General features: G+C 48.4%; 17 protein-coding genes. 10 read left to right on the top strand and 7 right to left on the bottom strand.

Translation table 11 applies throughout. The annotated features are described in order from the left end of the window. The first annotated feature begins 24 nt into the window (after positions 1-24). The 7 genes from ACLTOQ_RS08525 to ACLTOQ_RS08555 all read left to right on the top strand — a co-directional run bounded on the left by ACLTOQ_RS08525 (position 25) and on the right by ACLTOQ_RS08555 (position 6,344). The gene (locus ACLTOQ_RS08525; protein ID WP_021914904.1) at positions 25-621 is read left to right on the top strand and encodes an NUDIX hydrolase; all 597 of its coding nucleotides are present in this window, start codon (positions 25-27) and stop codon (positions 619-621) included. Next, positions 618-2,321, top strand: a complete 1,704-nt coding sequence (locus ACLTOQ_RS08530; RefSeq protein ID WP_021914903.1) for a glycoside hydrolase family 13 protein — start codon at positions 618-620, stop codon at positions 2,319-2,321. Before ACLTOQ_RS08525 ends, ACLTOQ_RS08530 begins: the two co-directional genes overlap by 4 nt. Before the next feature lie 61 nt (positions 2,322-2,382). Continuing rightward, positions 2,383-3,012, top strand: a complete 630-nt coding sequence (locus ACLTOQ_RS08535) for an AAA family ATPase (protein ID WP_262584692.1) — start codon at positions 2,383-2,385, stop codon at positions 3,010-3,012. A gap of 303 nt (positions 3,013-3,315) precedes the next feature. After that, on the top strand, positions 3,316-4,776 hold the full coding sequence (locus ACLTOQ_RS08540) for a lipoprotein (RefSeq protein ID WP_412319255.1): 1,461 nt from the start codon (positions 3,316-3,318) through the stop codon (positions 4,774-4,776). Positions 4,777-4,891: 115 nt separating this feature from the next. Next, positions 4,892-5,638: a hypothetical protein gene (locus ACLTOQ_RS08545; RefSeq protein ID WP_021914900.1), complete on the top strand. Its 747-nt coding sequence runs from the start codon at positions 4,892-4,894 to the stop codon at positions 5,636-5,638. 72 nt (positions 5,639-5,710) lie between these two features. Next, positions 5,711-5,953 (top strand): type II toxin-antitoxin system Phd/YefM family antitoxin, encoded by a 243-nt coding sequence (locus tag ACLTOQ_RS08550; protein WP_412319256.1) that lies wholly within the window; start codon positions 5,711-5,713, stop codon positions 5,951-5,953. After that, entirely contained in the window at positions 5,937-6,344 is a 408-nt protein-coding gene (locus ACLTOQ_RS08555; protein ID WP_021914898.1) for a type II toxin-antitoxin system VapC family toxin, read from the top strand. Before ACLTOQ_RS08550 ends, ACLTOQ_RS08555 begins: the two co-directional genes overlap by 17 nt. A gap of 616 nt (positions 6,345-6,960) precedes the next feature. On the opposite strand, the gene dtd is transcribed toward ACLTOQ_RS08555, so the two are convergent. The 3 genes from dtd to ACLTOQ_RS08570 form a co-directional block, all read right to left on the bottom strand. Continuing rightward, the gene (gene dtd / locus ACLTOQ_RS08560) at positions 6,961-7,410 is read right to left on the bottom strand and encodes a D-aminoacyl-tRNA deacylase (protein WP_117959766.1); all 450 of its coding nucleotides are present in this window, start codon (positions 7,408-7,410) and stop codon (positions 6,961-6,963) included. Positions 7,411-7,486: 76 nt separating this feature from the next. Continuing rightward, positions 7,487-8,938 carry an AI-2E family transporter gene (locus tag ACLTOQ_RS08565; RefSeq protein ID WP_412319257.1) on the bottom strand — a complete coding sequence of 484 codons (1,452 nt, stop codon included), beginning with the start codon at positions 8,936-8,938 and terminating at the stop codon, positions 7,487-7,489. 1 nt (position 8,939) lies between these two features. Beyond that, on the bottom strand, positions 8,940-10,283 hold the full coding sequence (locus ACLTOQ_RS08570) for a DUF2130 domain-containing protein (protein ID WP_118762824.1): 1,344 nt from the start codon (positions 10,281-10,283) through the stop codon (positions 8,940-8,942). A 226-nt stretch (positions 10,284-10,509) separates the two neighbouring features. Here ACLTOQ_RS08570 and ACLTOQ_RS08575 point away from each other — a divergent pair, with 226 nt between their 5' ends. Both ACLTOQ_RS08575 and ACLTOQ_RS08580 read left to right on the top strand, forming a co-directional pair. After that, the gene (locus ACLTOQ_RS08575) at positions 10,510-11,235 is read left to right on the top strand and encodes a tRNA 2-thiocytidine biosynthesis TtcA family protein (protein ID WP_412319258.1); all 726 of its coding nucleotides are present in this window, start codon (positions 10,510-10,512) and stop codon (positions 11,233-11,235) included. After that, positions 11,222-12,277, top strand: coding sequence for a tyrosine-type recombinase/integrase (locus ACLTOQ_RS08580; protein WP_412319259.1), 1,056 nt, complete (start codon positions 11,222-11,224; stop codon positions 12,275-12,277). The genes ACLTOQ_RS08575 and ACLTOQ_RS08580 overlap by 14 nt, the downstream gene beginning before the upstream one ends. 97 nt (positions 12,278-12,374) lie before the next feature. Here the strand turns inward: ACLTOQ_RS08580 and ACLTOQ_RS08585 are convergent, their stop codons facing one another. From ACLTOQ_RS08585 to ACLTOQ_RS08595, 3 genes are all read right to left on the bottom strand, one after another. Beyond that, entirely contained in the window at positions 12,375-14,906 is a 2,532-nt protein-coding gene (locus ACLTOQ_RS08585; RefSeq protein ID WP_412319260.1) for a histidine kinase dimerization/phospho-acceptor domain-containing protein, read from the bottom strand. Further along, positions 14,878-15,588 carry a response regulator transcription factor gene (locus ACLTOQ_RS08590; RefSeq protein WP_117959760.1) on the bottom strand — a complete coding sequence of 237 codons (711 nt, stop codon included), beginning with the start codon at positions 15,586-15,588 and terminating at the stop codon, positions 14,878-14,880. Before ACLTOQ_RS08590 ends, ACLTOQ_RS08585 begins: the two co-directional genes overlap by 29 nt. 251 nt (positions 15,589-15,839) lie before the next feature. After that, positions 15,840-16,244 (bottom strand): LysM peptidoglycan-binding domain-containing protein, encoded by a 405-nt coding sequence (locus ACLTOQ_RS08595; RefSeq protein WP_337561979.1) that lies wholly within the window; start codon positions 16,242-16,244, stop codon positions 15,840-15,842. Positions 16,245-16,437: 193 nt separating this feature from the next. Between ACLTOQ_RS08595 and lexA the strand changes: the two genes are divergently transcribed. Continuing rightward, a complete protein-coding gene (gene lexA / locus ACLTOQ_RS08600) occupies positions 16,438-17,058 on the top strand; it encodes a transcriptional repressor LexA (RefSeq protein ID WP_262584707.1) in 621 nt (206 codons plus the stop codon). Positions 17,059-17,284: 226 nt separating this feature from the next. On the opposite strand, the gene ACLTOQ_RS08605 is transcribed toward lexA, so the two are convergent. Beyond that, positions 17,285-24,085 (bottom strand): S-layer homology domain-containing protein, encoded by a 6,801-nt coding sequence (locus ACLTOQ_RS08605; RefSeq protein WP_412319261.1) that lies wholly within the window; start codon positions 24,083-24,085, stop codon positions 17,285-17,287. Position 24,086 lies beyond the last annotated feature (1 nt).

The following is a 24,086-nucleotide window of genomic DNA, read 5'->3' on the forward strand; positions in this document are numbered from 1 at the left end:
CGATCAGACAGGCAGGGAAAAGGCATGAAATTTCTTGGCATGAAAAAGGTGCGGGACGGCAAATATCTGAAAAATTATGAGCTGTCCTATGAAAATAAAGCAGGCAAATTAAAAACCTACGAAATCGTCAGCCGAAAAGAGCTGGAAGATGTGCAGGATCTTGGCAGACGGGCAAGCGGTGTCTCTATTGTAGCATTCCAGGATGGGAAAATGCTTCTTTTAAGGGAGTTTCGCATGAGTATCAATAAAGCGATTTTCAACCTATGCGCCGGAATGCAGGAAAAAGGGGAAACGATCGAGGAATGTATTCGCAGGGAGCTGTATGAGGAAACAGGACTTTCGGTGAAAAAAATGCTGAAGATCCTGCCGCCCTCCTATTCTGCAGTCGGTTTTTCCGATACGAAAACCTATATCGCCTTTGTAGAGGCAGACGGAGTTTTTTCAGACCATACGTCTGACAACGAAGAAATTTCCGCACGTTTTTACAGCCGGGAGGAAGTAAAAGCGCTTTTGGAAACGCAGGAATTTTCTTCCCGTTCCCAGATGGCGGCATTTTTCTTTACAGAGGGAGCAGAGCTTTGGAATAAAAACGATCCGAAACAGGAGGATGAGGACAAATGAAGAAAAAATGGTGGCATGAAAAGATTGGATATCAGATTTACCCGAAGAGCTTTTTAGACACAAATGGGGATGGTGTCGGAGATCTCACCGGTGTGATCGAGAAGCTTCCTTATCTGGAACAGCTCGGCGTTGATATTTTATGGCTTTCTCCGGTCTATCCGTCCCCGATGGTGGATAATGGATATGATATTTCCGATTATGAGAATATCGACCCGCGGTTTGGTACGCTGGAGGATATGGATCGTCTGATCGCAGAAGCCAAAAAGAAAAACATCTCGATCATCATGGATCTTGTGGTCAATCATTGCTCCGATCAGCATGCCTGGTTCCGGAAAGCGATTGCAGATCCTAAAGGTCCTTATGGCGATTATTTTTACCTGAAAGAGGGAAAAGACGGAAAAGAGCCCAACAACTGGCGCAGCTATTTTGGCGGCAGTGTTTGGGAAAAGCTGCCCGGACAGGAGAATTTATATTATTACCATGCCTATGCCAAAGAGCAGCCGGATTTAAACTGGGAAAATCCTGCCCTGCGAGAGGAAATCTACAAGATGGTCAACTGGTGGCTTGACCGCGGCATCGCAGGCTTCCGGATTGACGCGATCATCAACATAAAAAAAGACCTGACCTGGGAAGATCTTCCGGTGGACGGGCCGGACGGCAGAGGCTTTTTAACCAACAGCATCACCCGGATGCAGAAGCGCGACGGCGGGACGAAAAATGGCATTGGCGTCTTTTTAAGAGAATTAAAGGAACGCTGCTTTGCGCCCCACGATGCGTTTACGGTCGGAGAGGTGTTCGAGGTCGACAGGGAGCAGCTGGAAGAATTTATCGGAGAGGACGGATATTTTTCCACGATGTTTGCCTTTGATCCGATCCAAAGCTACAAAAAAGGAACCTGTCAGTGTGAGTTTGACCGGAACATGAATCCGGACGAATGGAAGAGGGATGTGTTTGTCAACCAGAAGCTGCTTGGAGATATTGCATTTGAGGCAAATATTATCGAAAATCATGATATGGCGCGTGGTGCGACGATCTATATCCCGGACGAGGATTACGGCTTTGCCAGCATATCGGCGCTTGCCGGTCTGCAGGTACTGCAGCGCGGTATGCCGTTTTTATATCAGGGACAGGAAATCGGCATGACAAACTGTCCCTTCGAATTGGAAGACATTGATGATATCATGACGCTGGACAACTATCGTTATGCAGTTGCCTGTGGATTCCCGGAAGAAAAGGCGTTTGCTGGCTGTGCACGGGAAAGTCGTGATAACGCCAGAACACCGATGCAATGGAGTGACGCGGAAAATGCTGGTTTTACAACCGGAAAGCCCTGGCTGAAGGTCAATCCGAATTATCCTGAGATCAATGTGGCGCGGCAGGAAAAGGAATACGGTTCTGTATTGAATTTTTACAGGCGCTTGCTGTGCTTCCGTAAGTCGGAGGAATACCGTGATTTGCTGACTTATGGTACGTTCGAACCGATGTACGAGGATCAGGAAAGGATTTTTGCATTTAAGAGAACGCTCGGTAAGCAGTGTCTGACTGTAATCTGCAATGAAAGCTCTGCAGAGCGTTTCCTGACCTTAAAAGAGGATTATGAGGAAGTGGTTTTTGTCAATCTGCCGCAGGTGACGAGAATTGGTGACAACCTGATTCTGCATCCCTATCAGTTGATTGTGGTGGAAACGACGAAAAAATAGTTGAATTCTTCGTGGGAATTGTATATAATAACAGTATCAACAACGAAGAGAGGGTGATGCTATGAATACAGTGATTACGATTGGACGTCAGTTTGGTTCCGGTGGCCGTGAGATCGGGGAAAAGCTTGCGGAGCATTTCGGCATCAAATGTTATGACAAGGAGCTGTTATCCAGAGCCGCCAAGGACAGCGGATTTTGCGAAGAGATGATTAAGACACATGATGAACGTCCGACCAACTCTTTCCTTTACAATCTGGTCATGGATACTTATTCTTTCGGCTACAATACATCCACCTTTATGGATATGCCGATTAGCCATAAAGTTTTTCTGGCACAGTTTGATGCGATCAAGAGCATCGCAAAAGAGGGTCCGTGCGTATTGGTTGGCCGCTGCGCAGATTATGCGCTGCACGACATGAAAAACTGCCTGCATTTCTTCATCTATGCGGACGAAGAGACGAAGATCAAACGTCTGGTGAAGAAATATCCTGATTTAAACGAGTCCAAGGCAAGAGACATGATGGTCAAGAAGGATAAACAGCGTCAGAGTTACTACAACTATTATTCCTCCAAAAAGTGGGGACGCGCAGACAGCTACGACTTCTGTTTAAACAGCTCGATCCTTGGTATTGATGGAACCGTGAAGCTGATTACGCAGATCATTGAAGATTTTGAACAAAAAGAGCAGTAGGTCTGCGCATTTACTGCGCTGACCGTAAGAGAACTTAAACTGGAAGGCAAAAATCCTATCGGCACAGCCGATTTGGAATGGATTTTTGCACGTAACTGTGAGGGTACGGAACAGTTACATTTTGAACAAAAAGAGCAGTAAAACAAAAGTGAAACAATAGAACCTATGCTTTGTGAGCAGTCTATTGTCAGGAAAAACAGCGGTTTGAAATTTGTGATGTAGTTTCAAACCGCTGTTTTTGGATGGAATGAGCTGCTGGCGTATCATGGCATGGATGGAGAAACATCCGAGCGGGAGACCATTATGAAATATTTCAGAAAATACGTTTTGTCAATTTTATTATGTTTTATCCTGACCGGCTGCGGGCAGCAGGCAGGTTTTTCGGAATCTGTATCTGCGGTACCGGAAAGTAATTTTACGGAATCCCAGACAGGCGTTCCGGAAACCGTGATGCAGCAGCAGACTGACGCGGATGCAGAAACAGCGGAAATAAAGTCGGCTTCCGACAACGTAAGACCCTCCAAAGAAGAAGTCCTTGCCATGCGGGAAAAAACGCTGGATGGGATGCCGGAGACGGAAATTTCCAGACTGAGGGAAAATATCAAAGTTGCAAATCTTCAAATGGAATCCGCATATCTGAACGACAACCTCTTTAAAAAGCTGTCAGATAAAGAAAGCCCATACTGGCAGTATTTTGACTGCAAAGGCGACATTCAGCTGGGCTGGTGGTATCATCAGGCGATCTATCCGAAGGATGTCATCATGAAAGCGGAAAATATCACAGAAGAGGAATTTGCGGAAACCTATACGGAGCCTGGAATTGTGACGAATAGCTTTGACGCGGCAGATTTTATCGATTTGATTTCCGAAATGAAGTCCTTTGTAAAAAATGAAGCCCTGGCAGCAGATTTACAGCAGCTGATGGATCTGACGCGAATGGCGTGGGCAACGCATGAGATGCAGTATGCGAATGAACTCTATAAGGTGCTCCATGATCTGGACTATTTTCTTTTAAGATACGGAATTGAGGACGTTGGGCAATATACTGCCGATGCGGGAACCGTAGGCACTTATTATGGCGTTCTTGCAGTTTATGGGGCAGAGCCTTTTTCGGCAGAGGAACAGACAAAAGCGTTTGGCAAAATCCTGTGGGATGCATATTGTTTCGGAAAAATCGAGGGAACAGATCATGGAGTGCCGGATACCTATGGACAGGAAAGCACGTATTTTGCTTTGTACGATGTAGATGGCGATGGACAAGAAGAGCTGTTGCTCAACTGGACAGGTGCTTCGATGGCGGATACGGTAGAATATATCTGGGGATACGGAGATAACGGCACGCATGTAGAGCTGTGTGAGTTTCCGGCGCTGACCTGTTATGACAATGGAGTGATTGAAGCACAATGGTCGCATAATCAGGGACTTGCCGGAGAATTCTGGCCATATTTTCTATACCGCTATAATGCCGAAACTGATCAGTATGAAATCTGTGGCGGAGCAGATGCATGGGATAAAAGCGTGGCAAAGACGAAGGAACAGGGAGAAATTTTTCCGGACGATATCGATGCAGATCAAGACGGTGTCGTTTATTATCTGCTGCCTGCCGACTGGGATGGAAACTATGATATGGAGCCTGTAGATGGAGCTAAGTACCGGACATGGCGGGAATCCTTTTTGGAGGGAGCGTCGGAAATGGACGATATCTGGTTTTGGGATTTGAAGGAAGAAAATATTGCAATTTTAGGTGCAGAAAAGCCAGACTAAAACAGAGGATAAAGATTGAAAAATAAAAATTATTCAATCGAGAGATTTGTGTCTGCGCGCACTTGACACAAACTCGATATGCGTAAAAAGCGTGCGCAGAAATGAAAGGAAAAAAATGGGAAACGAAAGCGGGACTTGGATTATGTATGGGGTAAGTCGGGAGGACCCGGAATGTATCCATACAGTCGATGAAGCAGTGGAATATATCAATAAGGAGGGATTTTTGCCGCTCTTTAAAAATGAGATTCCGGGGTTTTCACTGGAAGAGCGCACTGCTCCGGAATATTGGTGGAGCGGCGATCCCAAAAGCGATCCCTGGGAATGGCGTGAGATCATTGCCCGAAGCGGTAAAGTCGCCTATGGAAAATTTTTTGATAAGAAAGCGGGTTTTATTTCAAAGCAGTGGTTTCCGTATTTTGCAAACTTTAGGCGGGACGGATATGATTTTGATGCGCTTTGGGATGATGAAAAGGCGTCCATCCGGCAAAAGAAAATCATGGATTTCTATTTGGAAGAAAATGCCGAAGCAGAATATTTTTCCAGTGAGTTAAAGAAAAAAGCCGGTTTTGGAAAGGGCGGCGAAAAAGGCTTTGATGGCGTGATTACGGCGCTTCAGATGCAGACTTATCTTTGTGTCAGAGATTTTCGCCAGCGAAAAAACAAAAAGGGAGAAGCCTACGGCTGGCCTGTCGCTGTTTACTGTACGCCGGAGCATCTCTGGGGACGGGATCATGTGACAAGCGCTTATACAGAGTCAGCGGCTTCCTCCGGAGAAAAAATCGCAGCGCACATGCGGGAAATCTACCCGATTGCAACCAGGCAGCAGGTACATCGGTTGGTGGGGAATATTGTTGCGCTGTAATTGATAAAATAGCTAAAATAGAATATAATAATATTAGCTAATATTGAAAGACTTGTTACGGGAGGTGCTGATATGATGATTGAGACTGCAACTGCGACGGAAATGCAGAATAATTTTGGAAGATATCTTAGTATGGTGATGTCTGGACAGGAAATCATTGTGACAAAAAATGGTAAAGAAGTTGGGCGATTTATTCCAAAAGATGCGACGGTATCCTATTTGACAGATTCCCTCACCGGAATTTTGAAGGAAGATTACGATTTGGATGAAGCTAAGGAAGAAAGCCTGAGGGAAAAATATGGTTTTGTTGGTTGATACAAATATCATTTTAGATGTGCTTCTAAGCAGACCGGAATTTGTAAAAGATTCTTCTATGATATGGAAATTATGTGAAACAGAACAGGCAAAGGGATATCTTTCGACTTTAACGTATGCGAATATGATGTATGTTATGCGAAAACAGTTGACACCAGATCAAATTGAAGATGTATTTCGAAAATTAAACCTGATTTTTGAATTTGCTGATTTCAGTCCTGCCGTTTTGGAGAGGGCTGTTGCAATGAAGTGGAAGGATTTTGAGGATGCTGTTCAAAGTGCAACTGCGGAGTCTGTCCATGCGGACTATATTGTTACAAGAAATCTTAAGGATTTTATGAAGAGCAAAGTTATAGCATTTACACCGGCGGAACTCTTGGCAAGAATCTAAAAAGCCGCAAAGAAATGAATTGGATGTTTATAAAAATATATACAGTGGATCGGTTCGGGCAGCAGAAGCGGAAATTAGAGGCAGTTTAATTCGGAGAGAGATGTTTTGATTGAGACATTCAACTATTCGCAAAAGCCAAGTTTAACGAATAGTTAGCACCGCTTTCCGTGATTTCGCAGAAAAATACGTTTTGCTTCGGTGCTAACTAATTCGTTAAACTTGCGGGTGTTTGATAAAAAATAGTTAGAACTTCTTTCTGGGATTTCGCAGAAAAATACGTTTTTGCTTCGGTGCTAACTAATTCGTTAAACTTGTGGGGGGTTGATAAAAAATAGTTAGCACCTATTTCCGTGATTTCGCAGAAAAATACGTTTTGCTTCGGTGCTAACTAATTCGTTAAACTTGCGGGGTGCTTGATAAAAATGAGTTCAGGAGGCATATATCTGCTGACGCAGATGATTGCCTCCTGGGTTTTTCGCTTTTTTTCGTAGATTCTGTAATTTCCAATTATAATTAAAATCTGCAATTTAAATATTTAAATGTCTGCAATTTATGTCTTATTATTTACCATCTTATATGTCACATATCTGGAATCTGTTTTATAATGTTTATATGCCTACGCCAGGTCTTTTGAATCCAGAATGATTGTAAATGGTCCGTCATTGATCAGCGCGACCTCCATTTCCGCACCGAATACGCCGGTTTTCACGACGGGAACTTCCTTTTTGCAGGCGTCGATGATGTATTCGTAAAGCTCGTTTGCATGCTGTGGTGATCCGGCTTTGACAAAGGATGGCCGGTTGCCTTTTTTGCAGTCCGCGTACAGAGTAAATTGGGAAACCAAAAGAAGCTGTCCGTCGACATCTTTTAACGCGAGGTTCGTTTTCCCGTTTTCATCCGAAAAAATCCGCATTCCGATCAGCTTGCGAACCATTTTGTCTGCTGTTTCTTTTGTGTCCTCGTCACAGATTCCGATCAGGACGAGGAAGCCTTTTCCAATTTCAGAATATAGCTTCTGGTCGATTGTAACGCTTGCCTGTGTAGTACATTGAATAACAAATTTCATAGGTAATCATCCTTCTGAGGTTTATTTTAAATTTTTAACAAACATTGTGAATAAAATAACAATAAAACAAGCCGGATTATTTTTTGCTTTGTTCCGAACTCGAATCTTCTGTTTTTCGATTGGATTCTACGGCTGGCGCAGCGTTATCCGAAGTTGTTTGCGCTTTTTCGTCCGGATGTTCTGCAGGGCGCGGAATAAACGTCTTCAAATCTTCTTTAAAATTCCGGAACGAAAACTGTTTCTTACGGTGCCTTGCGGGCTTATCTTCCGGTTTGGAAATAAAGCTGCCGGTCTGGACATCGACATAATCCAGTGTCTGGTACTCTTCTGTTTTATCGGACATGCCCTTTTTTTGCAAACTGCGGTTGACGTAGCGCTTGATCAGCGCATAAAAAACAGCAAAGATCGGAACACCGAGAATCATGCCTGGTACACCCATGAGACCACTGAAGATGGTGATGGAAAAAATAATCCAGAACCCGGAAAGACCGGTGGAATCGCCAAGAATCTTAGGCCCAAGGAAGTTGCCGTCAAACTGCTGCAAAATCCAGATGAAGATGATAAAATACAGGCATTGCATCGGATTGACCATTAAAATAAGCAATGCACAGGGTACGGCTCCGATAAACGGACCAAAGAACGGAATAATGTTGGTAACGCCGACTATGACGCTGATCAGCATTGGATATGGCATTTTCATGATGCTGACAACAACAAAGCAGAGAACACCGATGATGGCTGAATCCAAAATTTTCCCACTGATAAATCCGCCAAAGGTGGAATCGATCAGACGGAAGTCTTCCATAATTACATTAGCCTGTCTGGTATCCCAGAAAGCGTATAAAAGCTTCTTTCCCTGGCTGACAAAGCGTTCCTTACTGGCAAGCAGATAGATGGAAATGATCAGTCCGATAACGAGGTTCCAGACTGCCTTCGCAAAGCTTAACATGCTTAGGGAGACTGTTTTTACGATGGCATTGATCTGAGGCATCATGGTTTTATTGAGGAAGTTTTCAAGATCTGTCGAATAATGATCGATCAGATCGGATACAGTCGTTTCGATGTCTGGATTATCAGCAAGCAGTTTTTCTGCCCAGTCACTGACGTTTTTTACATAGCTGGGGAACTGACCGACAATACTCTGGATACTTCCAATGATCTGCGGAATTACAACTCTGAAAAATCCGTACACCAAAAACAGGACAAAGCACAGCGTCAGGACGATCGAAATGCCGCGGCAATAGCTGGTCAGCTGTTTCTTTTTTTTCTGTAAGGACGGTTTTTGGGAAATCAGCCAGTCTCTGGCGGGATACAATGCAAAATGCTCGATGGCGTTTACCAGCGGACACATCAGCCATGCCAGAATAAAGCCGTCCAGAATCGGCATGCAGATGTGCAGCAGATTCTGCAGATGATCTTTAAAGTTGCCGCCGTGAAAGATCAGATAATAGGCGAGCAGCCCGCCGATTACAACCAGAAGCGCCGTTACGCCCCAGTATAGATATTTTTTTTCCCAGCGAAATTTCATGTCAAGTACTCTCCTTTCCGTCATGCGAAGAAAGCTCGTCGAATTTCGCTTTCATCGTCGGGTTGTTTTTCGTAAGGCGCTTGATGCTCAGATCTTCCGCCTTGTTGTTTGCGAGCCGCAGGTTGTTTTCAGAAGAAAGCAGGGCCTCCTTTGTCTTCTGAAGATGGTCGATCGTTTTGTCGATTTCATCGATCGCGCGGTGGAACCGTTCACTCGCCAGACGGAAATTCCGATTGAATTTCTCTTTAAAATCATTCATATCTTCCTCAAAATGGGAAATGTCAATATTCTGATTTTTGATGACAGCAAGCTCCTGCTTATACCGCAGCGCATTCAGGGAAGCATTGCGCAGCAGCGTGATCATCGGGATAAAAAACTGCGGACGGATCACATACATCTTCGGATATCGATAGGAAACGTCCACGATGCCGGTGTTATACAGCTCGCTGTCTGGCTCCAGCATGGACACTAAAACGGCGTATTCGCAGTCTTTCTCGCGCCGGTCCTTATCCAGCTCCTTGAAAAAATCTTCATTTTTCTTTTTCGTTGCGGTTTCATCCATCTCGTTTTTCATTTCAAACATGATGGAAATAAATTCGATTCCGTCCGGATCCGTTTCTTTATAAATATAATCGCCCTTGCTGCCGGTTCTGGCATCGTTGTCCTTTTCAAAGTATGCATTCTGGAAACCGGTTGCGCGCAGCTTGTTGAATTCTGTCTCACAGTGCTGCTCTAAGCTTTCTCCGATCATTTTGGTGGACTGGCGCGCCTTGAAATCCTTATAATAGGCGATTTCCTCGTCCTTCATGCGGAGGCGCTCTTCGTACTGCTCCTTGATATTTTGCTCCCGGAGCCGGGTTTCCTGCTTTGCATGTTCTATTTTGCCGGTCAGGTCATAAATCTGCCGATCCATTTCGTTGATCTGCTTTTCTTTCTGGGCAGCTGCTTTGGAAACCGCCAGGGCGATATCCTTGTCCGCAGTTTCCTGTACAGATGTGATTTTGGCATTTAAAAGGCTGATCTGAGCGTCCTTTTGGGACAGAGCCTTTTCCTGTTCAGACAAAAGCTTTTCCTGCCGGGAACGGGCGTCTGCCTCTGCCAGCTGCCGTGCGCTCTCTGCTGCCGCAAGCTTTGCCTGCAGCCGGGAAATTTCCTCCGCCAGCTCCTGTCTCGTCTGGGTCTGCGCCAGAAGGACAGCGTTTTCTTTTTCAGAAAGATATTGCGCTTTACGCTCGGAAAGCTCTTTCTCAAATTCTTTATCACGGACCTGTCTGACGATCGCCGCATAGCCGGATTCGTCTACCTGAAAGACTTCGCCGCATTTGGGACATTTGATTTCCTGCATGCACCTGCTCCTTTATCATGATTGGATATTCTATTAGTTTACTCTGTCGAGCACTTTTTTTCAAGGCGAATCCCGATAGAAACCTAGGATCGATCCAAATCCGGTATGAATCACTGCGGTCTCTTTGCAAAAAGAAAGAAAAAATAGTATACTGTCAAAAGGAAAATCAGGATGAGAAAACCATTCCGGCGTGCAGACGCCGGTAACTATGAAACGAGGAAACAGCATGACGTTACAACAGGTATTGAGCCAGGTGCGGCGAGCCGCCGACGATTATGAAATGATTCAGGACGGAGACAAAATCGCAGTCGGGATTTCCGGTGGAAAGGATTCCCTGACGCTTCTTTATGCGCTGAGTACGCTCAGACGCTTTTATCCGCATCCCTTTGAACTGCATGCGGTAACTGTCGACCTTGGCTTTGAAAACTTAAATTTGGGCAAAATAGAGGCACTCTGTAAAGAGCTGGATGTCCCATATACAATTGTGCCGACGCAGATCGCTTCGATCGTATTTGACCAACGGAAAGAAAAAAATCCCTGCGCACTGTGCGCAAAAATGCGGAAAGGCGCATTAAATGAAGCGATCCGTGGGGCAGGCTGCAACAAAATTGCTTATGCACACCACAAGGACGATGTCGTGGAGACGCTGATGCTGTCTTTGATTTATGAAGGGCGCTTCCATACGTTTTCCCCTGTCACTTTTCTGGATCGGATGAATCTGACGGTGATCCGTCCGCTCGTTTATATGAAGGAAGCGGATGTGATCGGATTTGTCCATAAGCACGATGTTCCGGTTGTCAAAAGTCCCTGCCCTGCAGACGGACATACTCGCAGAGAATATGTCAAGCAGCTGCTGCGTCAGCTGAACCTGGAAAATCCGGGGGTGAAGGATCGGATGTTCACTGCGGTTCAGAGTGGTCTTGCGGAATGGAGGGTACATGAAAAACAGTAACAATTACCATGATGAAACTGCAAAGGAAAATATCCTCCAGCTGCGAAAGCTGCAGGAAGAGCTGCCGCGCTTCTGTCGCCAGTATTTTCGTGGAATCGAACAGACGACCGCGCCCCGCACGCGGCTTGCCTATGCGTATGACCTCGGTGTCTTTTTTGAGTTTCTGCACAAAAATAACAGCGTGCTTTCGAAGACGGATATCACGGAGTTTCCGCTGTCAGTTCTGGATCAGATCACAAAAGCGGATATCGAGGAATATCTGGAATATCTTTCGTATTATGTCAAAGACGACGGCACGGAATATACCAACGATGAACGCGGGAAGCGCCGTAAGCTCGCTTCCCTGCGCTCGTTTTATAATTATTTTTTCCGGGATGAACAGATTAAAAGCAATCCTGCGTCCTTAGTGCCAATGCCGAAGCTCCATGACAAGGAAATCGTGCGTCTGGACCCCAACGAGGTCGCAATTCTGCTTGACCAGGTGGAGGACGGCACCAAAATGACCAAAAGTCAGATGAAGTTCCACGATAAGACGAAGGTGCGCGATCTTGCGCTTCTGACGCTCTTGCTGGGAACCGGTATTCGTGTGTCGGAGTGTGTCGGTCTGGATATCAGCGACGTAGATTTTGATAATCTCGCAATCAAGGTGCGACGCAAGGGTGGATACGAGGACGTCGTCTATTTTGGGGAAGAGGTAGAGGAAGCGCTTCTCTCCTACCTGGATCAACGCAAACATATGATTCCGATGAGTGGCCACGAGGATGCATTATTTTTATCCCTGCAGAACCGGCGCATGGCGGTGCGCAGCGTGGAAAATCTGGTCAAAAAATACGCTTCTCTCGTCACAACGACAAAAAAGATCACGCCTCATAAGCTCCGTTCCACCTACGGCACGACGTTGTATCAGGAAACCGGGGATATTTACCTCGTTGCAGACGTTCTGGGACATAAGGATGTCAATACCACACGGAAGCATTACGCTGCGATGAAGGACGATCATAAACGGAAAGCTGCCAAAACAGTAAAATTACGGGAGTTATGATTTTTCGTTGACTTGTAACGCGTGCAATCTATTGTGTGGAATCGAAAACGGTCACTCTTCCAGTGTTGGACTGAGTGACCGTTTTTTCGTTCTCTTGTTACTTTTTCTGCCCGTGCTTGCGAAGGTTTTTATCGCTTCTCCATCGGCTTGGGCGATAAATCGGAGGTGGTTCGATACCCTCTGCAGGATTGTCTGCAGCGCCGGGGCAATTTAAATTGCCAGATAAATTGGCGTTTGCAGAATGTGCGGTATCCAGGTGTTCCGATCGGTTATCGTTCGGTTCAGCGCCCGGCTTGCGGAAGGTCAGAATCGCCTTGAACAGATCGCCATCGAGAAGAATCTGCATTGTGCCGTGCTGCAGCTCAGTAAAGCTTCTTGCGATGGCGAGACCAAGTCCGCTTCCCTCTGTGTTGCGGGAGCCGTCTCCGCGGACGAAACGTTCGGTCAGCTCTTCTCCGGAGACGGTCAGCTCCATCTGGGAAATGTTTCGGATCGCAATCTGCGTTTCGGATGCGCTGTCGGTCACGGTAACATAGACGCGCGTGGATGGCATGGCATATTTGCTGATGTTGGTATAAAGGTTATCAAAAATACGAAACGTCTTTTGCGGGTCAAGCCGCAAAATTACTTTTTCTTCCGGCAGCTGAAATTTGAACGTCAGATTCTTTTCCTGCATGCGGTCTTCATATTCCAGATAGCACTGCCGAAGCAGGTTGCAGATATCGACATTGTCGTAATGCAGGGTAACGTTATTGGTAGTTGCCTTGCTGATTTCGAACAGATCTTCGATCAGTACCTTTAAGCGGAGAGCCTTTTTGTCCAGCGTATCGAGATATTCCTGCTGCTGTTTTTGGGTAAGCCCCGGCTCCTTTAACAGGTTGATATAGGTAATGATTGCAGTCAGCGGCGTCTTTAGATCATGAGATACGTTGGTGATCAGCTCGGACTTCATCCGTTGGCTCTTGACCTCTTCTTCTACCGCTTTCTTGAAATCAGTCTGAATCTGTAAAAGTTCTTTTTTATAGCTTTCGAAAACGCCGAAGTCTTCTGAAAAAGCGGTATCGAAATCCCCTCTTGCGATCGAGCTGGTCGCACGCAGGAGGTTCTGATATTTGGTTTGTATGTCATGGACGTATTTTTTGAGCAGGAAATAGATAATCAGGGAGTAAATCAACAGTGGAACAAAGCCCCATACCCAGAAAAACGTAATGACAAACAGGATAATAAAATTGACGATGACTAATTTGGAAATCATTTTCTTGGCGTCTGTGCCGATATCGAAGCTGACAAGCTCCTGATAGAACCGGTTCCAGGCGTTCATAATTCTGCGCCAGTAGCGGATTAACAGGCTGTGCTCGCGAAACTCCTGCTTGCTGCGCAGACAGCCTGCTGCAATCGTACCGAGAAGAAAGGCGACGAAAAAGCAAAGGAAAAAAACAATCGCCAAAAACAGATACAGCGTCCCGGACAAATGCAGCGGTGAAAGAACATGCTTTGTCAGGTTTGGGAACAGCTGTCCATGCTGAACGCCGCAGATCAGGCGAGTCAGGAAATAGGGCATCTGAAAAAACAGACAGAGAAGCACTGCTGCTATCTCGATCGGAAGCTGGCAGATGGAAAAGCTGCGGATACAGTAACCTCTTTTTTCGAACAAGAGAATCATAAAACCACCGAACAGGAATGCTGCAGCAAAAAAACCGATCAGCACGTGGGGAACCCCGGCGGCACAATAGCTCTGATACTGGAGGCTATCGTAATTGGTATCGCTCATGAACAGATCCCGGGAAGAAAGAATCTTCTGATACTGCTGTTGGGTGATGGCATAAATGATCCGCATATTCGAAGGACCGGAAAGCGAAACACGGTAACGGTAAGTCTGGCCAGAGTCTGAATCGAAATCTAACAAAAGGCTGTCGGAGTCATCAGAAAACTGCTGAAAATACTGTTCTCTTCCGGCAGTTTCCAGCTTTTTTAAAAAGCTGTCGGATTCGTCGCCAAAATAAGCGCGGCAGCTGCTGACATGTCCGGCGGCGTCATATTCGATAACCGCATAATAAATATAGGACGGATGTTCTGTCGAGGTTTGCCCATTTAAAAGCGCAGTCAGTTCAGAAACACTACTGTTTCCGATTTGCGTACCGGAAGCAGTATCCTGCGCACAGTAATCGACATATTGCGTCAGTTTCTCTGCACCCGCCTTCATTTCATCAATCTGTGACAGAAATACATTATACAGGGCTTCTTCCAGATCACCGTCAGAAACGGGGGTGTCAGACGAAGCGTCGGAAGAGATTCTGTCAGCGATCTGATAAGTGGCTGAAGAGGCAGAAAATTCAGGATCACCTGATTCACGGCTCCCCAGATAGTCAATCGTCAGATACAGATCGGAATAAGACCAGTTTTTCTGATCGGTCTTTTCTTTCAGGTATTTATATTGAATATAGTTGCTCTGATAAAGCTGTTCGATAAAGGACATTTCCGTCAGCGGAGTGGAAAATTCGCTGGCCGCACGCGTTTGAAAGAACGGCAGAAACGCCATCAGACAGAGCGTCAAAGACAGGAGGATGACAAGCATCACTGTAACGCTTTTTGCCTTTGGACTACTGTTTTTCCATTTTGTAACCAACACCCCACACCACCTTTAAATATTTCGGATTCTTCGGATCGATTTCTATTTTTTCTCGGATTTTACGGACATGAACCATAATCGTGTCAGTATTGACCGCTTTTTCATTCCAGATGCGTTCGTAAATTTCGTCTGCGGAAAAAACACGTCCGGGATTACGCATCAAAAGCAACAGAATTTTAAACTCAATGGGCGTCAGGCGCACCGGTGCACCATCAACAAAGACTTCTACAGTCTCTTCGTTCAATTCGATTCCGCCCAGCACATGATAAGTATCCTTGACCGGTTCAGCCGATGCGATCGCTTCCCGGTAACGGTTATAGCGCCGCAGTTGGGAATTGACACGTGCCAAAAGCTCCAAGGGCGTAAACGGCTTTGTGATGTAGTCGTCAGCACCCATATTTAAGCCCATGATCTTATCGACCTCTTCTGATTTGGCGGAAAGCATAATCACCGGGAAATCATAGCCCTTTTCCCGCACCTTCATCATCATTGTAATGCCGTCCATGCGCGGCATCATGATATCTACGATTGCAAGATCAATTTCTTCTTTTTCAATGACCGCCAGACCCTCGATTCCATCGCCTGCCTGAGATACGTCATATCCCTGGTTTTTTAAATAAATCTCGATTCCGGAACGGATATCGGCGTCATCTTCTACGATCAGAATATGATTCTTATCCATTGCAGCTTTAAACTCCCCTCTTTTGTATGGCGCCTGATAGTAAAAATAGTGTTCAGATCGCCTGCCTGACATATGTCCTATCAGTATAGCATCCGCGTCCCGGGAAAGCAAACCTTCGGACAAACTTTACGATACGCAAAAGAGCTTAGAAAAAAGCGGCATAAAAACGAAAGAAAATCTAAAGTTTTGAAAATATGTGCCCTAATAGCAGGTATCAGCAGAATGATTTCCGAAAAATGTGACGGAACCGTTCAGTGAAAATCCGTGCTGTAGTATGGAATGATCAGATAATCTCCGGCGTGGATATCGTCTGCATCCTGTAAGTGATTCATTTCGCAGACTTCGTCGATATAATCCTGGACAGATGTATAGTGATCATCTATATAGCGGCTGGAAATAGCGGAAAGCGTATCTCCCGAATATACCATAATGCTGCGGAAATACTTATAATGGACAGGTTCGGAGGATGCCTGCGCTCTGGATAAAAATCCGGTTGTCAAAATACCGATAAAGACCGCGATAAGGGTCGCTGCAAGACTGAAAAAGATCCGTTTGGTCAGTTGTCTGGTCCTGCGCAGGTGGTTGCGATAGGAACGCTCCTGATATGCTGCTACTGCTCTGGCGGTCTGAAAATAGGTGCTGTATGTTGTGTTCATAGAAATCCCCTCCTGAGTACAATCGAACATACGGTTTCGAACATATGTTTCTATACATGGATTATATCGAACGTACTTTCGAATGTCAACAGGAAACGGTAAAAATCGAACACTTCTTCGGAATGTATGTTTGCTTTTTTATCAGGGGTATGTTATACTGAATTTACATTAAAATGCAGAAAGGAATTTTTCTATGGCACAGAGAAAGATCACTGCAAAACAGCAGGAAATTCTTGATTATATAAAAGAAGAAATTTTAAAAAAGGGATATCCGCCGGCAGTTCGTGAGATCTGCGAGGCAGTTCATTTAAAATCCACGTCTTCCGTTCATTCTCATTTGGAGACGCTGGAGAAGAACGGATATATCCGCAGGGACCCGACTAAGCCGCGCGCGATTGAGATCACAGACGACAGCTTTCAGGCTGTTCGCACAGAGATGACGAGCCTTCCGGTTGTCGGCAATGTTGCAGCCGGACAGCCAATCCTTGCCGAAGAAAATATCGAAAGCTATCTTCCGATTCCGGCAGAATCCGTGCCGACCGGTGAGCCGTGCTTTGTGTTGAATGTCCGCGGCGATTCTATGATAAATGCCGGGATTCTGGATGGCGACCAGATTTTTGTACAGTGTTGTCAGGAAGCCTATAACGGACAGATCGTGGTTGCGCTGATCGATGACTCTGCTACAGTAAAACGTTTCTATAAAGAAAAGGATCACATCCGTCTGCAGCCGGAAAACGATACGATGGACCCGATCATCGTAGACGACTGCCAGGTGATCGGACGTGTGTTCGGAATGATGCGGATCTTCCATTGAACAGATTCGGTGAAGGGCACAAAAATTGCAGAACATATAACTAAAGCTTAGTACATAAGCTTTAGGGATACACCTTTTCACATTGGGAAGCTGGCAGTTTAATTGACGCCAGCTTCCTATTTTTTCATCACTTCAAGAGAAAAAATAAACGCGGTGGGGTTTCTTGATACCCGACCGCGTTTATCTTTGTCCGCTGATATACGGGCAAATCGTTTTTTATTGTAGGTTACTTTCTTGCACCATCCGAGCCGATGGTATATCCGTCAATGGTGGTATTCACCGCCATCGTCCCGTCTGTGTAGAAGTAGTACCACTTTCCGTCAATCTGCTTCCAGCCGCCGGCAAACATTATTCCGGTAGCCTTGTCCAGCCAGTACCACTTCTGGTCGTCGGAGAGCCGGCCCTTCACTGGCTTCCCATTTCTGTAATAGCTCCACTGGCCGCTGTCATTCTGCTGCCAGCCGTTTGCGGTCTGCGGGTCAATGACGATCTCCACAAACCGCCGCAGTACGGTGGCAACCTCGGCGCGGGTAGCGGTTCCCTTGGGGTCAAACTTATTTCCATTCTTCCCGGACAGGATGCCCGCCTGCTGCATGATCCTGACCGCATTCTTCGCCCAGCTGCTGATCTGTGCGTTGTCCGCAAAAGTCACAGCCTGGAGGGTTTTCGGAAGGTCGTAGCCCAGCTTTTTGGCGTAATTTGCCATGATGACCGCCATCTGTTCCCGGTTGATGTTGCTATCCGGCGCAAAGGTGGTGGCAGTAACGCCCTCCACAATGCCGTTCTGCGCCGCCCAGTTCACATAGGGGGCATAGTAGGCGTCAGTTTTCACATCAGTAAATTTCCCGGTCTTGTAACTGTCCGGGTTGATGCCCGCCAACCGCCCCAGAGCTGTCACAAACATTCCTCTGGACATGCCGGTGTTGGGGCTGAAGGTGGTGTCGCTGGTGCCGGAGAGCAGTCCCCGGCTGGCTGCAAAGAGGATATTGTCCGCAGCCCAATGGTTATGAATGTCGGTAAAGGCAGGGGCAGGGTTCTTGTAGCCCACGCCGTAAACGCTGAAATGACCGGTTTCAAAAACCACCGCTTTCAGGCTGGCATCGTAGCTGGATTTGGTGATCCATTCCACCTTGCCCGCATCGTCTACATAGACTGCATAGAGATTACCGGTCTGCTCACCCTTTGCCGGTGTGTAGGACAAACGCACCGAGATGGTATGTCCATTCAGGCTGGTAATCGGCGTCTCTTTGCCGCCGGAGAGATACACCAGCGACAGGTCATAGACCGGTCTTGTTTCTATGGCGGCTTTGGCCTCGATAGAACGCAGCGCATCCACCTTATTTGCCCGGAGAATGATGTCCCCTCCAGCGGAGACGGCATCCAGCTGCTTTAGAGTATCCAGCCCGATATTAACCGAAACCAGATGGTCTATTGCTACGGTAAACTGCCGGACGTTTTCTTTAACCAGCAGATCCAATGTCTGCGCCTTGATGGTCACGTTAAAAGAGGTCTGGCCTGCCGCCGAGGTGATGGGAACGGTAACGGCAATCCCGTTCTCTGTGGTGCCGTTCTTTTTCGCATCCTGTTTGGCCTTGCCGATGGCGGACTGGACAGAGCTATTATCCACTGCCGCATTGCCGTTTTTATCCGGCTGTATGGGTTTGGTTTCACCGGTGACAGGGGCTTGAGGCTTTTCCTTCGGCTGGTTGGTGTTATCATTGTTGCCGGAACCGTTAGAACCGCCGGAGGATGAGCCTCCACCGCCGCCCGAACCACCAGAGGAGGAACCGCCGTCGCTGGAAGATTGCCTGGAAACGGTCAACGTTCCAGAAACATAGGTGATCTCATAGTTGTCATTTGACAGCGTACCAGTGATGTTGATTGCGATTTCTCCGGCTTTGCTCATATCCGGTGTCTGCTCGTAAGTCAATGTTACAGTGCCGCTCAGGGTGTCTGCACCAACCAGACCTTCCACCTTGTAATTCTTATCTGCTTCCGGGCTGCTCAGATCGGGCGCGGTGCTGCCGGTGTAGGCGCTCTTATCAAGCGCCGTAACGGTAACTGACTTTTTCGCTACGGTCACAGTCACGTTCTGTTCTGCCACATCTGCGTACTCTGCGTTTCCCTGAACCTTATACCAAACAGTGTATTCCCCAGCGTTTTTCGCTGTGGGGATCTGTTCGCTCCACTCAGAACCGTCAAGCCGGTAGAGCATCGTGCCGCCAGTGGTCTTGCCCGCCGCAACCAGAGCCTGTTCTGCACCGTTGTAGGTCAGTGTGTTGACCGTAGGTGCAGTCACGGTGGGGATGCGCTTATTCTTTGCGCTGATGTTGACGGTCAGCGTGATGTCCTCATAGTTTGTGCTCTTGATTACTACGGTCGCAGTACCCACAGAGCCGGTGGTTGCCACATCATTTTTCTGAATGGGCAGGGTCAGCTTGCCGTTTTCCACCTTCGCGCCGCTGGTGTAGTAGCCGTCATTTAGTTTGATTTCGCCGATCTCATAGGTGAGTGCACCGTACTCTTTGGGCGTTTCCAGCGTGGGCAGGGCGGGGAGCGTCACAGTGTAGGTCTTTTCGCAGTCATTTACAATGGTAAGCGCAGTTTCCTTGGTGAAGTCAGGCGCAGCGGCCTTGATGATGCTGCCGGTAGTAGGGAAGCTGCTCTGCTCCAGGGCGTAATTCTTCGCGGTCTGCTCCATCAAGGTCACCGTGGCAGTGATGTTCTTGCCGTTGCCCGCACCGGCATCGTCAAAGCTGGCGGTGACGGTGTAGTCTGTGCCTCGGTTCAAGTTCACGCCGTCGAAGGTTACGCTGGTAATGCCCGCGTTTGTTGTGCCATCATAGGGCTTGGACGCAGCCGTTACCCCGGTGATCGTCAGCGGCTTCTTCCCAATGCGGACCGCCACGCTGGCGGGTGCGGTATCGTTGTGGTTTGCATCGCCAATCACCCGATACCACACGGTATATGCTCCGGCATCGGTGCCGGTGGGGATGTCCTGGCTGTATGTACCGTTCTCGGTCAGGCTGTATTGCATAGTGCCATAGTCCGTCACGCTGCCCGCAGTAATGAGCGCCTGCTCCTGGCCGGTATAGGTCAGGTTTTCCTGCGCTGTGGGAGGCGTGATGAGGCTTGCGCTGATGTTGGCCGTTTGTACCGTTACAACAATATCCTTGCTCATCTTCTCGTAACCGTTGCAAGTGGCGGAAAATCGGAAGGTGTGCTGGCCTGCGGGCAGCTTTAGTGCAGAAAGATCAAATTGATTCTTTGTTGTCGCACCGCCAACTGCTTTCTCTTTGCCGTCCTCCACCTTGTACCACTGGAAGTTCACAGCGCCTGTGCCGGTTTCCTTCGCTACCTTGACAAGAAGCGTCCCCGCACCGCCATAAGTCATGCTCATCTCGGTCGGATAGTTCATGCTCTTGATGGGGATCTTGGCCATAGAAACATTGGTCAGCTCCGTACTGCTAAGGTCGCTTATCCAGGTACTGCCGCTCTTAAAAGCGTAGCCCTCCGGCAGCAGGGATGCCAGCGTGACATCTCCGGTGACGGTCAGCTTTGCCGCCGTCTTACCGTTCAGATCCAGCTTGAGCGGGCTGCCGATGGTGATCGCGCCTGCATTTGCCAGCAACTTCACCGTACCGCCGCCGGCTGCCGCGATGGCCGCGTCTACCGTCAGATGGTAGGAAGTGCTGCCGTCCGTCTTTGTTACCTCAGCGGCATAGCCGCAGTATGGGCAAACATTCCCGCCGGAAGGGTCATCCGGGTGGCTGCACTCCACAACGGTGACGGCAGTATTCGCATTCATCTCTGACAGCTTGACCAATGCGCCGTCTTGCTTCTGATAGGCATAGCCTGCTGCCAGCAGGGACTGGTAATCTGCGCCATTCTCGATTTTGATGCTGTCAAAGGAGCCGCCGGACAGGATCACACGAATACCGCTATTATATCCCAATTTCAGCAGATCCGCGCTACCGCCGGACATGGTCAGCGTTCCCTCCGTGTAGATGCCACCGGTGAACGTGCCGCTCGTTACCACGGCTTCGTTCCCGGTAAGGATGAAAAGCCCAAATCCACGGACGCCAGTTCCGCCGCCTACGCTTCCCTCCAGGGTGACATTGTCCAGCGTCAGCTTTGCGCCTGTGTGGTCAAATTTTCCAACTTCCACCGCATTAGCGGACTTGGAGACACAGGTGCTTTGCACCTTGCCGTTTGTTATGGCTACATTGGAGCCGAGGATGCAAAGAAGCGCCTCCTCACGGGATTTGCTCAGGGTGAATCCATTTAAGTTCAGTATAATGTTTTTGCTGATCTCGATAGGCTCTACGTTCTCGATGGTCAAAGGCCCCCGCAGCGTGATAGTGTCACCGTCCTGCGCGGCATTCAGCGCATTTTCCAGACTGGTGTATCGTGTGCCGCCGGTTTCAAATGCCTCCACCAGCGCTTTGCAGAAGGTGCAGTAACCGGCGCTGTCCACTTTGCCCGCATGGTCGCAGCTTCTGCCGCAGACACATTTACCGTTCTGATATTGGCAGGTATGCTCGACCACTTTGACGCTTCTACTCTGGATGCTTACTTCGGAAACATTCAAAATTTCACTGTCATCAGTGTCTGCAAAGGCATATCCCTCCGCCAGCAGAGCCAGAGCCGGCGCGCCGGTATCCACACTGATGCCCCCTTGGAAGGTGCCGCCCTGGAGCTGGGTTTCCCCGAGGAAATTCACCTGACTCTTAAACACGCAGTCGCCCTTTACCGTCAGGGTAAACTCGTCAGAAAAGACCTTTTGGTTTGTTGTAACGCTGTCTAATATCAATACTGCGGGGTCTTCGGTGTCAATGCCATCTATCGTGCCGTTTTTGATGGTAACGCTGTTGTACGGGAAATTTTGCAGATCCAGCGCCTTGACCCTGTGGCCCTGCAGGTCCAGCGTAACGTCCCTTTTGTCCGCCGTATCGCCGTTCCCCGCTTTCAAGGTTGCGTCAGTATCCCGCACAAAATAAGCGGTTCCGCCGGAGAACAGAATGAACCCAACCTCAGGGTTATCGCCTTCAAACGTATAGGGGATACCGTTGCGAATAAAGAGCACATCCTTGCTGCACGGTTCGCCGCACTGTTGGCATTTGCCGTCGTTGGCGTATTTTTCATGGGGGCAGGTGTTGACCGTCAGGGTGACGGTGTTGGTATTGACGCTGCAGCTGCCATAGGTCAGGGTGCAGTAGACCTTGGCGGAAGACAGCCAGCGCTTGTCGGCCACTGGGGACAGCTTGCCCGCATTATAAAGTTCCTTCAGAGAGAGGGGCGACCGGGTAAAGCCTTCCAGCTCGGTGCCGTCCTCCAGCTTCCACTGGTAGGAAATGTCCCCGGTCTGGCCGGTGGCCAGTGTGGCAGTCACCCGGATTCCCTTGTCGCCCTGCCAGGCATCCAAATCCCCACCCTTGCAGCTGGCGGAGACATCCTGGGGCTGGGTGCTGATGGTGATGGGGGAGCCGGAGACAGTGACCGTAACGGTCTTGGTGACTGTCTTTCCGTCCGTGCCGGTGACAGTAACGGTCAGGCTGTAAGTGCCCTGCTTCACGGTTGCATCCGTTGTCACCGTCAAAGTCTTGCCGTCGGTGGAGAGGCTCTCCGTCAGGCCGGTGTGGTCTCCCACCCACTGGGCTTTCAGGGTGCCCGTATTCACATTCTTGGCGGAAATGGCAAAGGTGGCCTTCTGGTCGGCAACGCCCTCATAGAGTGTACCCTTCTGGGTCTTCACCGAAAACAGGGGACCGGTGACTTCGCCGATGTAGTAAGTCTTCTTCTTGGCGTTATTCTTAATATCGCGGATATCTCCGGCATCCATTTCCGCCCTCGATGCACCCTTCTCGTCGGAAGCCAGAATGGCCAAATCGCCTTCATTGCCCACATACACGGTTCTCAGTTCGATGCCATACTTATCGCCGGTGGCGTAGAGGGAACCGCTATATGTATACAGATAGGAGCAGACAATACCGGCATTCGACCCGCCGTAGGCCTCCAGCTTGCCGCCCTTCAAATACACCATACAAACAGATATGGCGTTATACTCGCCCCCGCTGGCCTTAATGGTGCCACCCTCAAGGGACAGGGTTCCTGTGCCGTAACTGGTGCCCTTGTAGCCACTGTCAAAGATGGCACCGTTGAGCGTCGAGCCTTTACTCCCGCCACTGCCAATGACCTCCAGAGTTCCGGTGCCCTTGACGGTCAGTTTGCAGTTGTTCAGATCCAAAGGCGCGTCGCATTCGATCTTGTTATCGCCCTCCAAGGTCAGGGTGGTATCCCCGGTGAGCTTGACGGGGGTGGTAAAGGTCTGGTTGTTCCAGGTCACCTCGCCGGAGATGGTTTTTTCAGTGCTTGCCGCAGCTGCCATCAGGGACATTACCTGCTCTGTTCCCTTGCAGGCAGAGAGATCCGCATCTTCCGCAGCGCAGACCGGACAGTCGGGATTGACCGCCTCCTGCTCACAGCGGGTTTCGCAGATGCACTCTGCTGGAGCATTCCCGGACACGCCGGGAACAAGCCCGCTGTCCTGGGAATTGCACTGCTCACAGGTATACCCACAGGGCGTCCCCTCTGTGGCCGGAATGTAGCCGCAGCTATCGTCATGCTCGCCGCGTTCATGAGGACAGCTTAATTCTTTTGTGATACAGCCGCTTTCCTCACTGCATTCGTGGGTACACACGGTCGGCTGGGCCTCCTCTGCTTCAGATGGGGTCGCCGTATTTTCTGGTACGCTGCCTTCCAAAACAGGGTAACAGCTTTCGTCATGCTCATGGACACACTTCTTCACAAGGGTGTAGCAATTCTCAGTATGTTCATGTTCACAGGCTGCCCCTTCGGTTCCTTCCGTATATCCGCAGTCCTCTGTATGTTCCGGGTGATGCTCACACAAACCAGTATGGACAGCGGACGCACCCGCTTCCACCGCAAATGCCGGAACGCCCGGCATCGTAAAAATCATTGCCGCCGCCAGTAAAAATGCGGCCGGCCGTTTCCATTTCCATTTCATT

This window comes from Gallintestinimicrobium sp. (assembly GCF_046968865.1).
In the GTDB taxonomy this organism is placed as follows: Bacteria; Bacillota; Clostridia; order Lachnospirales; family Lachnospiraceae; genus Gallintestinimicrobium; species Gallintestinimicrobium propionicum.